This window comes from Aquimarina aquimarini (assembly GCF_900299535.1).
GTDB classification, from domain to species: domain Bacteria; phylum Bacteroidota; class Bacteroidia; order Flavobacteriales; family Flavobacteriaceae; genus Aquimarina; species Aquimarina aquimarini.
Genome location: NZ_OMKE01000012.1, coordinates 13,793 through 27,611, shown reverse-complemented (window position 1 = coordinate 27,611; position 13,819 = coordinate 13,793). Strand labels below are relative to the sequence as shown.

The following is a 13,819-nucleotide window of genomic DNA, read 5'->3' as shown; positions in this document are numbered from 1 at the left end:
TGTAAACATGCAATACAAGGCAAAAACACCAGATGAGTACATAGATGCTATTCCTGAAGAAAGAAAAGCACCAATGAGCACCCTTAGAAAAGTAATCAAAGACAATCTCCCAAAAGGATTCTCTGAACAGATCAGTTATGGCATGATAGGATATGTAATACCACATAACATATATCCAAATGGATATCATTGTGATCCAAAATTACCGCTACCTTTTATGAATATAGCTTCTCAAAAGAATTTTATTGCAATATATCATAGTGGTATCTATGCAGATCCTAATTTAATGAAATGGTTTGTTACAGAATATCCTAAGTATGTAAAAACAAAATTGGATATGGGTAAAAGTTGTATTCGATTTAAAAAAATAGATACAATCCCTATGAAATTAATTGGAGAATTAGCCTCCAAAATGACACCCAAAGCATGGATAAATCTTTATGAATCCCAAATTAAAAAGAAATAATCTTTTATAAAAAAGAGCATTAACACTATAAAAAAGAACTATGAAGCGAGTAACTGGAATTGGTGGAATATTTTTTAAAACTACAGATCCAAAAAAAACAAAACAATGGTACAGAGATCACTTAGGGTTTAATACAGATGATTACGGGTCTACATTTTGGTGGAAAGATCAAGAAGGTAACGATTGCTCAACCCAATGGAGTCCTTTTAAAGAAGATACTGATTATTTTACTCCTAGTAAGAAAGAGTTTATGATGAATTTTAGAGTAGAAAATTTAATTAAGCTTCTTGAGACTTTAAAAAAAGAAGGCGTGACTGTAATTGATAAGATAGAAGAATATGAATATGGTAAATTTGGATGGATCCTAGATCCCGAAGGAAATAAAATAGAGCTTTGGGAGCCTGTAGACAAAGCCTTTTTACCATAAAAAAAAGGTTGGAACAACCAACCTTTTCTGTATTATAATTTAAAACAAATTACTCCTCAGAGCCACCTGCTTTTGGATCAGAACCATATTGATTGTCTCCCTTTGTTCCTTCTGTAACCGCAAGAACAATATTATAGATAGGAATAAGAGCATACCACCACTCCTTATCTACATCATGCATTCTACGTACAGCTACAGCAATACTAGGCACAAGTGTTGCTAATGCATAAATACTACCCAGTGTAGCTAAAAGACCTATTTCTAGAACTGCTGCAAGAATCATTAATCCATACATAATGATAATATTGAAGAGAAAAAACATCCAATATTCTTTACGTCTGGCTCTTCCAGAAAATCCAGCATAGTTTTTTAAAGCTTTTAAATACCAATTCATATAGATTTATTTAATTAGTTAGTATAACCAAATATAACAATAAATATGATTTATAAAAAAATAAGACATCGTACTATCAATCAGCCATAAAAGATATGTCTCAATAAATATTAGTGTTCCCTATCGGGTTTTTAATTAATAATTTTGTAATTTTCTCAAAAATATAATAAACTATAGTGTAATCATGAGTGAAGAGAACAACAACTTAGGAGACGATATAAAAAAAGGAGCAGAAGAAGCTGCAGAAGCTGCTAAAGATTTTGCTAACGAAGCAAAAGAAACTGCTAATGATATGGTTGATGAGGCAAAAGAGATTGTCAATTCTACCGAGAACAAAAAGATGCTAGCAGGTATACTTGCTATTGTAGTAGGTAGCTTTGGAGTTCATAAATTTATGTTAGGATACACCAAAGAAGGAATAATTCAAATCGTTATAACCTTTGTAACCTGTGGTATAGGTTCTTTTATTGGATTAATAGAAGGAATTATTTATCTAACCAAATCAGACGAAGAGTTTTACCAAACATATCAAGTAGGTAAAAAGCCTTGGTTCTAATAATATTGTAAAGCCAGAATGCAAAAAAATGCTTTTGGCTTTTTTATATTATTTTATTATCGTAATATTGCAATATTAAAATACAAAAAAATGGGTATAACCAAAACACAGATGTTTGATGAACATCAAAACGAGTTAGCACAATTTTTCAAAATATTAGGTCATCCCGCGCGAATTGCCATACTACAATACATAAGTAAGCAAAATACTTGTATTTGTAATGACCTAGTAGAAGAGATCGGACTAGCTCAAGCGACCATATCACAACATCTCAAAGAACTCAAGAGTATAGGATTACTCAAAGGTGAAATCGAAGGCAAAAGTATATGCTATTGTATTGATATTGATCGATGGAATACCATTCAAAAAAATCTAAACTCATTTTTTAATACCACCAAAAAGAATTGTTGTTAAACTTTTTTAAATATTATAACTATGAATACATCAGAATTTATATCATTATTAGCTGAACATCAAGACAAACAATTATTATTTGAATACACAACAGGAATGCTAGTAGGAACAAACTATCACATTACAGAAGTAAAGCATATTACTGTAGAGGCTATAGACTGCGGTGCTCGTGCTGATTCCTGGAAAGAAACTATAATCCAACTTTGGGAAAGCCCAAAAGAGCTAGGCAAACCTGATTACATGAGTGCAAATAAAGCACTGGGAATACTGAGAAAGGTTGGAACAATGAAAACTTATGAAATGGACGCTGTTGTAAAAATAGAATACGGTAATACAATGTTTCATACAGCACATTTACATATCACTGATTTTGACATCAAAGAAAATCAACTAGTACTCAAGCTAGCGATAAACCCAACAGATTGCAAAGCTAAAGAAGCTTGCGGAGTTCCTGAAACAAATACTATGGAAGCCGAATCTTGTGCTCCGGGTAGTGGTTGTTGCTAATGAATAACTCTATCAAGATAAAAAAAATAACAAAGCAGGATTGGCCATCAATTTCTGCCATTTATCAGGAAGGAATCGATACAGGTATTGCCACTTTTGAAACTAAAGTTCCTACATGGAAAAACTGGAATATTTCTCATATAAAACCATGCAGATTCAAAGCAATTATTGATAATTGTATTGCTGGATGGATTGCACTATCTCCTGCATCAAAAAGAAAAGTGTATCAAGGTGTAGCAGAAATTAGCATTTACATAACATCAGAATACAGAGGTTTAGGCATAGGTAGATTACTTTTGTCTAGCGCAATTGAAGAAAGTGAAAATGTAGGAATCTGGACTTTACAAGCTGGAATATTTAGCCAAAATAAAGCAAGCATCTCACTACACACCTCTTTAGGCTTTAGAATAATAGGATATAGAGAAAAAATTGCACAACTAAATGGTATCTGGTATGATAATACTATTTTAGAACGAAGAAGTAACATTATATAGTATAACCACAATAATCATATTTTTTATACAAAACCACTAAAACAAAACAACTTATGAATATTTTAGTATTATGCACAGGTAATTCCTGTAGAAGTCAAATAGCAGAAGGGTATCTAAAACATTTTGCAAAAGAAAAGGCAACTATTTATAGCGCAGGCGTTGAAACTCATGGTGTAAACCCTAAAGCAATCACTATTATGGCAGATGATGCTATTGACATTTCTGACCACACATCAAATCACCTCGATGAATATTTGGATATTTCTTTTGATTACATTCTTACCGTATGTGATAATGCCAAAGAAAGGTGTCCTTTCTTCCCAGGGAAGGCAGAACGATTACATTTTAATTTTTTTGATCCTTCAAAAGTTAAAGGTACAGAAGAAGAAATTCATGCTGCATTTACTAAAACCAGAAACCAAATTAAAGAATATTGCCAAGACTTTGTAGAGAAACACATATCCAAAGTGACATCAATATAACTCCTGAATTTTACAAATATCAAACCCTGCAAAAAGACAACTTGTAGGGTTTATTTTTTTGAGAGAGTACCCTTTTTACTTATCACCATTTTTAAAATACTTCTGCTCTAATTCAGCTTGAAACTCTTCCATAACTGGTTTTACAGTACTATCAGGTAAATCCGCAATACGAATATACATTAAGCCATCTACAGCATTATTAAACAATGGATCGACATTAAATGCAACTACTTTAGCGTTTTGCTTAATGTATTTTTTAATCAATACAGGAATACGAAGACTTCCTGGCTCTACTTCATCAATAATTTTGTCAAACTTATTAAGATCACTCTTACTCTCATCAAAAACAAAATCCTTATCTGCATCCTTCAGTTTTACCTTAAACTCTTTTTTGGGCCTCACATACTGTGCTACATAGGGGTCATAATAATGAGACTTCATAAATTCAATCATCAGAGATTTAGAGAAATTACTAAACTTATTACTTATACTCACCCCTCCTATCAGATATTTATGCTCAGGAAAACGAAGTGTACAATGCACAATCCCTTTCCACAGTAAAAACAATGGCATAGGTCGTTGCTGATATTCTTTGATAATAAAAGCTCTACCCATTTCTATAGATTGACTCATCATTTTATACAACTCTGGCTCAAATCTAAACAAGTCTTGAAGATAAAATCCATCAATACCTCGATTAGCATAAATCTCTGACCCCATTCCCATACGATATGCTCCTACCATTTTTTTTGCTCCATTATCCCACAAAAACATATGATGGTAATACTCATCAAAAGGGTCAAGGTCTAATGAATTATTAGTTCCTTCTCCGATTTCTCTAAATGTGATCTCTCGTAATCTACCTATCTCATGTACTATATTTGGAATATGCTTCTTCTTTGCCAGAAAAACTTCGTAATTTTTACTTACCAATAATCGTTTATCATTCTCTCTACAATATTGTAGCTCTGACTCAACTGCATCAATATTTCCTTCTACCGCAATTTCTTTAGGTGATTTTGGTAATTTAAGGTTTTGGGGTATTGACTCCCGTAGTGTTTTCTTTTCAAAAGGATTAGCCAGCATATACGTCTTTTTCCGTAAGAAATTCGTAAAATCCTCAAGGTTGGTATATCCTTCCTGATCTTTTACTGAGATAGGGTTACCAATTCGTATTTTGATAATTTTATTTTCTTGAGAAAAAAGTTCACTAGGTAATTTGGCAGTCCTAAGCAAATCACTTATTGATGCTAGGCGATAAAACAATCGACTATTACGTGCATGAAAATATATAGGTATTACAGGAACTTTTGCTTTCTGAACCAACCTCATTGCACTTGGTTCCCACGGTCTGTCTACATAATTTCTCCCTTCTTTAAAGGTAGATACTTCTCCTGCTGGAAAAATACCCAATGGGTGCCCTTCTCGAAGATGCAAAATAGCTTCTTTAATCCCAGTATGACTTGATTTTACCTGTTTCCTATCCTCAAACGGATTTACAGGCATAATATAAGGTTTTAACGGAGCAAAACTATGTAGTAAAAAATTAGCAATAACTTTAAAATCAGAACGGTGTTCTACCATTAATTTAAGTAACATTCCTCCATCAAGTCCTCCTAATGGGTGATTTGATAATGTAATAAACGGACCTTCTTTTGGCAATCGTCTTAAGTCCTCTTCAGGAATTTCAAACTTAACTCCATACAAATCAAGAGTTTTATTTATATATTCTAATCCTTCTAAATGACTATGCTTATCGTACTGACGATTTATTTTTGATATTCGGGTGACCTTTAGAATCACCCAACCGATAAAGGTGCCTATAAAACCAAGTTTATCTAATTTGAGCCCTGTGGCTACTTCTCTTGCTGTGACTATGGGCATTAAATACAATTTGCGCTAACTGCAAATATAGCAAAATCCTTGAATTCACACTCGTTAATCACTAGTAACCATTTGATAGGTTTCTCTAGTTATTTGCTTTAACAAAATATTTTTATTTTTTTCTAAACTTGCAATGGCATCATTTGTAAAATGTCTAATCGTAAACAATGAAACATTTGTATTATACGTAACCTTAAATTTAGCTTTAAGCGTATTCAAAAGCATTTCAAAATGGTTAAACTTATCATTCAAACATACAGAAAAACTGATTGCCGAGTTTTGAATTAAATCTACTTTTATGTGATACTGATGAAAAAGATTAAAAATCTCGCTAATATTTTCTTCGACTATAAATGAAAAATCTAAGGAAGAAAGCGACAATAAAATCTGATTTTTCTTTACAATATAACAAGGAAGATGAGGTTCTAAAGGCTGTCCTTTTTTTACAGTAGTTCCTAAGTTCGATGGGTTAATAAACGATTTAACATACAATGGAATCTCCTTACGTTGTAATGGCTGTATAGTTTTAGGGTGAATTACAGACGCCCCATAAAAAGCAAGTTCAATAGCCTCTTCATAAGAAATATGAGATAATAACTCTGTTGTATTAAAAACTCTAGGGTCTGCATTGAGCACCCCAGGAACATCTTTCCAGATACTTACACTATCTGCATTTAAACAATACGCAAAAATCCCTGCAGTATAATCACTCCCTTCTCTACCCAAAGTAGTCGTAAAATTATTATTATCAGAACTTATAAACCCCTGAGTAACACTGAGCCCATTTTTATTAACTTTATCAGAAATAAGGTTTTGAGTTGCTCCCCAATTTACTTCTGCATCTCTATAAACCGTATTTGTTTTTATAAAATTACGGGCATCTAACCACTCATTTTGATATCCTGTATGATTCAAATATTCACTAATTATAGTAGTAGAAATTAATTCTCCATAACAAACTATTTGATCATAAATATAATCATACTGAGTAGACTTATTTCTTTTTAAAGTCATTCTCATATCAGCAAATAATCCTTCTATCTTTTTAAAAACGGTATGCTGTTTATCATCAAAAAGAATAGCTAGAATATTTTGGTGATATTTCTCTATTACCCTAATTTCTTTTTCAAGTTCAAGGGTATTATGGCTACAATACATTTCTACCACCTGTTCTAAAGCATTTGTTGTTTTGCCCATTGCAGAAACAACAATTACGAGATTAGAGAATCCCGTTTCTCTCAATACTTTGAGTACATTTTTTACTCCATTGGCATCTTTTACTGATGCTCCCCCAAACTTAAAAACTCTCATTTGTTACGTGTGTTTTTTGATAAAAGTATGTAACTGTGTCTGCCCCATTTGCACCACCCTCCAATCTTCTAAAATTTCTGCTCCGCTTTTTTTATAAAAATCAACAGCATGTGTATTCCAATCCAAGACAACCCACTCTACTCTCTTTACTCCTTTTTCTTGTGCATAGCACATCACTTCTTTATAAAGAGCCATTCCTATCCCCGATCCTCTCATATCTTTTTTTACGATAAGATCTTCAAGGTGAATTGTTCTCCCTTTCCATGTAGAAAATCGATAATATACCAATGCAATACCTACGATTTCTTCTGACACCTCTGCTACAATACAATGAAACAATGCTTTTTCTCCAAACCCTTCATCTACAAGGTCTTCTACAGTTACCTCAACCGCATCAGGTTCGTTTTCAAAATCTGCCAATTCCTTAATAAGTCCCAACACCTGTGGCATATCTTGTTTTTGGGCCTCTCTAATCACATAATTCATAAAAAAAATTTATCAAAACTATAAAATATGTATTAGAAACTGAGTAATTTTATGTTGTTATACAATTACCCCTACTCATTTTTGCAATTATTACAGAAATTTCTCTATAAATTAAATTTCCGAAAACGTTATAGTTGCTTAAAAAATAATACTTTTGCAACAAACAAATTTCACCGTAAATGACAAGAAGAAATCAGACCTTAGGAGAGTTTATCATTGAAAACCAAAAGGATTTTCCATACGCAAGTGGAGAGCTTTCTCGTTTAATCAATTCAATTCGATTAGCTGCAAAAATGGTAAATCATGAGGTAAATAAGGCAGGACTTGTTGACATTACTGGAGCGGCAGGTGAAACTAATATTCAAGGAGAGGACCAACAAAAACTTGATGTTCTTGCCAATGAAACTTTTATAAATACTCTTACCAATAGGGAAATTGTATGTGGTATTGCTTCTGAAGAAAATGATGAATTCATTACTATTAAAGGGCAAAAAAATGACCATCGCAATAATTATGTTGTCCTTATGGACCCTCTAGACGGTAGCTCCAATATAGATGTAAATGTATCTGTAGGAACCATCTTCTCTATCTATAGAAGAATAACTCCTATGGGAACCCCTGTTACACTAGAAGATTTTTTACAACCAGGTAACTTACAAGTAGCTGCTGGTTATATTATTTATGGTACTTCTACTATGTTAGTATACACTACTGGCCATGGTGTTAATGGTTTTACACTAAACCCTGCATTAGGAACCTATTATTTATCACACCCTAATATGAAATTCCCAAAAGATGGTACTATCTATTCTGTAAACGAGGGGAACTACATACATTTTCCACAAGGGATAAAAGATTACATAAAATATTGTCAGGAAGAAAAAGAAGATCGCCCATATACTTCAAGATATATTGGTTCTCTGGTAAGTGATATTCATCGTAATATGATCAAAGGAGGTGTTTATATGTATCCTAGCACATCAAAATCGCCTAAAGGTAAACTTCGTTTATTATATGAATGCAATCCAATGGCCTTTATTACAGAGCAAGCAGGAGGTAAAGCTAGTGATGGATACACCAGAATAATGGATATCAAACCCACTCAATTACATGAACGTACTCCTTTTATTTGTGGTAGTAAAAACATGGTTGAAAAGGTTGAATCTTTTATGGAATAAATCTAAATAGGCAAATACACAACATAATCTTTCTATTTCTACCTGATTTTAATTCTATAAGTTAACATTATCTCCATAATAACCACTTATTTAACGTTTTTATGTTAATTTTACGGGAGTTCAAAATTACGAATCTAATAAACTGATCAAAATGGCTAAAGAAAGTAAAGCTATTGAAGAAAAAATTTCTGATGATCCTTCTTCAAAAATAGAAGCAATAAAGAACCTAATATTTGGAGAAAATATTGCTGCTTACAATTCAGAATTTGAAAAAGTAAAAAAAGAAATTACTTCAAAAAAGAAGGACCTTGAAGACTTGATTGATGACACTCGTAAAGAGTTATTTCAAGCAATTGATAATTTGAGCACTGACCTCAATATCAGGATCACAGAATTAGAAGATAATTTGGCTGACAAAACAGATATGCTTGACAACAAAAAAGTTGACAAAAAAGTATTAGGAGACCTTCTAATTAATCTGGGAGAAAAAATCAATCAAAAATAATCCAATCTGTCCAAGGGTATGGGAGAGCAGGATAAACTTAAAATTCTTAAAGAACTTCTTTTTACAGAAGAACATGAATATGCTGACTCCATTGCTCAAAAAGTTGAAGAATTAACCAAAATAGTAAATCAGAAAAAAGAACTCTCTCATAAAGTTGATCCAATTATTGATGACAGATTAGAGGAATTTGTAGAAGAAATCCCTAAAACATTAGGACCAACTATTACTCAAGCCCTAAAAGAGGAAATAAAAAACTCACAAGATGCCGTAGTAGAAGCGTTGTTTCCTATCATTGGTAAAATGATAAAAAAGTATATCGCTCATGAAATGAAGTTATTGAGTGAAAATATCAGTAAAAAAACCAAAAAGGCATTTTCTTTCAAAAACTGGTTTCGCAGAACCAAAGCAAGAGCACAAGGAATTAGCGAAGGAGATCTCGCAATAAACGATTATGCCAAACCTAGATTAATTCAGTTATTTGTAATAGAAAAAAATTCTGGAATATTACTTGCTGACTATAGCCCATTATCAGAAAACACTATAGATAAAGAAATGGTCGCTGGAATGCTTACTGCCATAAAAAGCTTTGTTGAAGATGCTTTTCAAGGTGGAAATCAAAATCTAGAACTCATAGAATACGAGTTATATACTATACATATACAAAACTTTTATTCATATTATGTTGCCGCCGTAATTTCAGGAGCTTATAATATGATGTTTAAAGAAGTTTTGGAAGATCAAATTATCGACTTTGCCAAAAACCATATTTCGAGCAAAGACTTAGAAGACAGTAGCCTTTTTACTAAAAAATTAAAAAAACATTTTGCAGATGAAATTGTCTAAAAAAGTAGTGCTTTTAGGACACTTCGGTGTTGGAAAAACGTCCCTTTTCAGGCGTTTTATGGACAACGAATTTTCTGAAGAATACAAAGTGACTCTAGGAGTCCAAATAAAAAAGAAAGTTATAACGCTACCCGATGGCAGAGAACTATCAATGATTATTTGGGACGCAGAAGGACATTCTGATAGTGTTGAAGACACCAGAAAATCCTATCTCTTAGGCTCACATGCCTTTATATATGTGTTTGACCTCACGAGAGAAGAAACATATATAACCCTTACTAAAGACCTAAAGTACCTAAAAGAAAATTACAATAAAATACCCGCCAAAGTAATAGGTAATAAATTAGACCTAGTTAATGAAAAAGAAATTAACACCCTTTTGACGGAAAAAAACATACCCTTTGATTGTTTAACTAGTGCCAAAACAAATAAAAATGTTGAACATTTCTTTTCTGATTTGGCAAACGAAATAAGTAAATAAAAGAGTATGGCTAATCAGAATAACCCTTTGCAGTTTAATCCTCAAGTACAGATTATTAATGCTTCTTATGATGGTATCATTACAGAAACAGATAAAAATCTTTTTAACTGGCAAAAGGATACTTCAATCTATGATGCGCATCCTTTTTTTGAGGTACTACGCTCTTTTGCAGAAGATAATGATCTCGATAAAAAGGCACTAAATTTTCCGTGCATTCATCTAGAAGATAATCAGTCTGAAAAAATATGTGATATCACCGTTACATTCAAAGAGCAAGAAATCATAATTATTCTTTTTGATTATACAGGTAAATACAAAGACCTTAATCAAATAGCACAACAAAAAAATGAATCGATTTTATTATCAAAAGAACTAGAACTCAAGAATAAATATCTTATAGAAAAAGAAGAGTTCAAAAATAGTTTTATTGCTAATATTAATCATGAGATAAGAACTCCTCTAACTAGCATATTGGGGTTTGTAGAAGTTCTAGAAAAAACCAAGCTTACTTTTGAGCAAGAAGAGCTTGCCAGAATCATAAAAAGAGAAAGCCTTCATCTTAATGCATTAATAGATGATATGATCGATCTCTCAAAAATAGAATCTGGAAAATTAAAAATAGTAGAAGAACGTTTTGCTTTTCAAAATTTGATTGATGGGTTTAGAGAATCCTTCTCTAAAATAGCTGAGGAAAAACAAATTGTTTTTGAAACCAATATAGATTCTGGCGTACAAGAATACCTTATCGGTGATAGAACAAGGATATATCAAATCCTTAATAACATTCTTACTAATGCTTTTAAGTTTACCGAAGAAGGAAAAATCATCTTTTCGATAACAAAAAATTACCAGCGAACTAATAAAGTAAGCCTTAATTTTAAAATTGAAGACACAGGAATTGGGATTATGGAAGAAAACATCCCGTTTCTTTTTGACCGTTTTTCTCGTTTTGAAGCTAACAAACGTGTTCCTGGAACTGGACTAGGCCTTGCTATTGTAAAAAACCTTGTAGACCTCTTAAACGGAGAAATAAAAGTTACTAGTGAACTAGAGAAAGGAACGGTCTTCAATATCAAACTTCCATTTAAATTTGAGGTTACAAAAGCTGCTCCAGAACGAAAAAAGAAAAAATATAAATTACCTAAAACAAAAAACAAGTTTAGAATTCTTGTTGTTGAAGACGAAGAGATCACACAATACCTAATCATGAAGGTACTAATCTCTCAAGGTAATTTCTTTGTTGATATTGCTATCAATGGAGAAGAGGCTATTAATTACATAGAGCGCCGTCGATATGACCTCGTATTAATGGATCTTACTCTATCTAAAATTGATGGATATCAAGCAACTCACATGATCCGTAATAATTATGGAGATAAATTTATCTCTGATGTACCTATTATTGGATTCTCTGGAAAAGCTAGCCATGTCGCCAGAGATAAATGTATACGATCTGGAATGGATGATTTTATAGCCAAACCTTTTGAGCAAGAAGAACTAATCTATAAGATTACAAAACAAATAGCAAAAAAGGCTGTCTCATAGAGGCAGCCTTTTTAAATTATAGTTTTTAAAACAAAACAGCTATAAATTACCTGTTCATATTCTTGATCTCTTCTTCAAAAGTATCGCCATCAACTCCTTTATCAATAAGATTTAAGGCTTTATCTACTACATATTTAGCATTTTCAGGTTTAAAACCTAAACCTATACTAAGTTTTTCTAATAAAACTACTTGATCATCTCCTTTTATATGATCTGCATATACCATTCTAGACAGATCATACAAACGTTCTAATCTTCTTTCATAACTTATCGGAGGATTGATAGAATGAGAATTGTAATCTTTTAAAATCTCTTTATAATCATTCTCAGAAATATCAAGTTTTCTGGCTAATCTATCCAGAAAAGCCCTTTCTTCATCAGTAATCACACTATCGCTCATTGCAACTTTTACAATTGCAGCAAAATGATCTTGGTTTCTTTTCTGAAATCCGCTATCAAATAAATCAGATATTGACATCTTATATTTTGGTTTAATTTGCCGCAAATATAACTAAACTATACACCTTTTAAAATTTAAAACACCCCTTTTTTAATTCAAAATAGTTCTTACCGTATTTTAATCCCTTGATACAATGAAAAATCTATTACGTCTTGGATCTACTGCAAATACAATCGCTTTGCTCTGTTTTTCTATTTCTCCATAGCAGTACTATACAAAAATGACTAAAACACTTGTATATATAACACTTCCAAACTTCATAACGAAGCTCTGTTGCACAAAGTACACTTACTCTTTTTACCCAGAAACATACCGCCCATATTTGTTTTTTTTGAGCAGATAAACAATCCCCCCAGAAACTAATAAACTCACAATTGTTAACAATGGAATGCTAAACGCAGGATGAATCCAACTCCAATCCAAGCCTTGTCTTTCAAGTATAGATAAAACCAGAATATGGCTTAAGTAAATCCCAAAACTATGACTACTAAGAAATGTAATTGTTTTTATTGCTATCTTATTTTTTATAGACCATTTTTTAAATAATAAGAAAACACCTATTGAACTCATCAATACATTTGGAGTCAAATAACCGTAGAGGTATTCACAAAACTCTTGTTCTTGATATGATAAATAATATGTTCCAAAGATGGTTATTAATGTTCCAATAACTACTAATATCACAGGAATGTAATTGCTTCGTACTGTTTTATTCGCCAGATAGTATCCTAATACCAGATACCCTATAAAACCAGAAAAATTTACCAATGTAATCTCTGGCAAATAATCACTAATCCCAGGAATCCTATAAAGCAAAGTAATTCCCCAAATCAATATAAAGTAATGTATTTCTTTATTAGACGCATTTTTAATCCATTTTCTTAGTATTGGAATACACAAATAAAGCCCTAGTAATACATAGATAAACCAAAGATGATATTCACTTCTTTGAAAAAGACCTTTTATTATTTTACCTCCAAATTCTAACAGGGTAACACTTTTTTTATCCACTATAAAAGTATTGTAGACTATATACACAAGGCTCCAAAAAACCAATGGGGGTATAATTCTTAGAAATCTTTTTCTCAAAAAATCAGACAAAGTACTATCCTTACTCAACAATAGCGCCCCAGTAATCATAAAAAAAATCGGAACACAAAATCTAACTGCACTATCATACACATTACCTACCCACCATAATTCATTAGATACCTTACCATATTCATATAACAAAGGAGCTGCAACATGTAAAAATATTACTGCGATCGTAGTTATAGCTCTTGCATTATCTAACCAAACTTGTTTTTCTCTCAAAACCCATATATTTTAATACAGGTTAAATCTAGAAAATTAAATGCATATAATCCTCATGAAACAACCTTCTAT

General features: G+C 32.1%; 18 protein-coding genes. 12 read left to right on the top strand and 6 right to left on the bottom strand.

The features are described from left to right. Window positions 1-7 precede the first annotated feature (7 nt). Entirely contained in the window at window positions 8-466 is a 459-nt protein-coding gene (locus DG508_RS07145) for a DUF1801 domain-containing protein (RefSeq protein WP_108867482.1), read from the top strand. Between the two features lie 40 nt (window positions 467-506). Then, window positions 507-893, top strand: coding sequence for a VOC family protein (locus DG508_RS07140; protein ID WP_108867481.1), 387 nt, complete (start codon window positions 507-509; stop codon window positions 891-893). A 49-nt stretch (window positions 894-942) separates the two neighbouring features. On the opposite strand, the gene DG508_RS07135 is transcribed toward DG508_RS07140, so the two are convergent. Beyond that, the gene (locus tag DG508_RS07135; protein WP_103865355.1) at window positions 943-1,287 is read right to left on the bottom strand and encodes a DUF805 domain-containing protein; all 345 of its coding nucleotides are present in this window, start codon (window positions 1,285-1,287) and stop codon (window positions 943-945) included. A gap of 184 nt (window positions 1,288-1,471) precedes the next feature. On the opposite strand from DG508_RS07135, the gene DG508_RS07130 reads away from it, so the two are divergent. The 5 genes from DG508_RS07130 (at window position 1,472) to DG508_RS07110 (ending at window position 3,740) form a co-directional block, all read left to right on the top strand. Continuing rightward, window positions 1,472-1,843 (top strand): TM2 domain-containing protein, encoded by a 372-nt coding sequence (locus DG508_RS07130; RefSeq protein ID WP_108867480.1) that lies wholly within the window; start codon window positions 1,472-1,474, stop codon window positions 1,841-1,843. 90 nt (window positions 1,844-1,933) lie between these two features. After that, the gene (locus DG508_RS07125) at window positions 1,934-2,257 is read left to right on the top strand and encodes an ArsR/SmtB family transcription factor (RefSeq protein ID WP_108867569.1); all 324 of its coding nucleotides are present in this window, start codon (window positions 1,934-1,936) and stop codon (window positions 2,255-2,257) included. Window positions 2,258-2,278: 21 nt separating this feature from the next. Next, the gene (locus tag DG508_RS07120) at window positions 2,279-2,764 is read left to right on the top strand and encodes a DUF6428 family protein (protein ID WP_108867479.1); all 486 of its coding nucleotides are present in this window, start codon (window positions 2,279-2,281) and stop codon (window positions 2,762-2,764) included. Then, entirely contained in the window at window positions 2,764-3,258 is a 495-nt protein-coding gene (locus DG508_RS07115) for a GNAT family N-acetyltransferase (protein WP_108867478.1), read from the top strand. The genes DG508_RS07120 and DG508_RS07115 overlap by 1 nt, the downstream gene beginning before the upstream one ends. Window positions 3,259-3,311: 53 nt before the next feature. Beyond that, window positions 3,312-3,740: an arsenate reductase ArsC gene (locus tag DG508_RS07110; RefSeq protein ID WP_108867477.1), complete on the top strand. Its 429-nt coding sequence runs from the start codon at window positions 3,312-3,314 to the stop codon at window positions 3,738-3,740. 75 nt (window positions 3,741-3,815) lie between these two features. Here the strand turns inward: DG508_RS07110 and DG508_RS07105 are convergent, their stop codons facing one another. Genes DG508_RS07105 through DG508_RS07095 form a run of 3 tightly spaced genes read right to left on the bottom strand, consistent with a single transcriptional unit; the run spans window position 3,816 to window position 7,421 of the window. Continuing rightward, window positions 3,816-5,624: a GNAT family N-acyltransferase gene (locus DG508_RS07105; protein ID WP_108867476.1), complete on the bottom strand. Its 1,809-nt coding sequence runs from the start codon at window positions 5,622-5,624 to the stop codon at window positions 3,816-3,818. A 54-nt stretch (window positions 5,625-5,678) separates the two neighbouring features. Next, window positions 5,679-6,935 (bottom strand): aspartate kinase, encoded by a 1,257-nt coding sequence (locus tag DG508_RS07100; protein WP_108867475.1) that lies wholly within the window; start codon window positions 6,933-6,935, stop codon window positions 5,679-5,681. A 3-nt stretch (window positions 6,936-6,938) separates the two neighbouring features. Beyond that, window positions 6,939-7,421, bottom strand: coding sequence for a GNAT family N-acetyltransferase (locus DG508_RS07095; RefSeq protein WP_108867474.1), 483 nt, complete (start codon window positions 7,419-7,421; stop codon window positions 6,939-6,941). A gap of 179 nt (window positions 7,422-7,600) precedes the next feature. Between DG508_RS07095 and fbp the strand changes: the two genes are divergently transcribed. From fbp to DG508_RS07070, 5 genes are all read left to right on the top strand, one after another. Then, window positions 7,601-8,599 (top strand): class 1 fructose-bisphosphatase, encoded by a 999-nt coding sequence (fbp, locus tag DG508_RS07090; RefSeq protein WP_108867473.1) that lies wholly within the window; start codon window positions 7,601-7,603, stop codon window positions 8,597-8,599. Window positions 8,600-8,750: 151 nt separating this feature from the next. Further along, entirely contained in the window at window positions 8,751-9,104 is a 354-nt protein-coding gene (locus DG508_RS07085) for a fructose 1,6-bisphosphatase (RefSeq protein WP_108867472.1), read from the top strand. 18 nt (window positions 9,105-9,122) lie between these two features. Next, window positions 9,123-9,947, top strand: coding sequence for a cell envelope biogenesis protein OmpA (locus DG508_RS07080; protein WP_108867471.1), 825 nt, complete (start codon window positions 9,123-9,125; stop codon window positions 9,945-9,947). Beyond that, a complete protein-coding gene (locus DG508_RS07075) occupies window positions 9,934-10,428 on the top strand; it encodes a Rab family GTPase (RefSeq protein WP_108867470.1) in 495 nt (164 codons plus the stop codon). Before DG508_RS07080 ends, DG508_RS07075 begins: the two co-directional genes overlap by 14 nt. 6 nt (window positions 10,429-10,434) lie before the next feature. Continuing rightward, window positions 10,435-11,973, top strand: a complete 1,539-nt coding sequence (locus DG508_RS07070) for an ATP-binding response regulator (RefSeq protein ID WP_108867469.1) — start codon at window positions 10,435-10,437, stop codon at window positions 11,971-11,973. Between the two features lie 46 nt (window positions 11,974-12,019). Here the strand turns inward: DG508_RS07070 and DG508_RS07065 are convergent, their stop codons facing one another. Further along, complete coding sequence (locus tag DG508_RS07065; protein WP_108867468.1) at window positions 12,020-12,451, bottom strand: tellurite resistance TerB family protein; 432 nt, start codon at window positions 12,449-12,451, stop codon at window positions 12,020-12,022. A 279-nt stretch (window positions 12,452-12,730) separates the two neighbouring features. After that, the gene (locus tag DG508_RS07060) at window positions 12,731-13,747 is read right to left on the bottom strand and encodes an acyltransferase (protein ID WP_159090731.1); all 1,017 of its coding nucleotides are present in this window, start codon (window positions 13,745-13,747) and stop codon (window positions 12,731-12,733) included. Window positions 13,748-13,819: the final 72 nt, after the last annotated feature.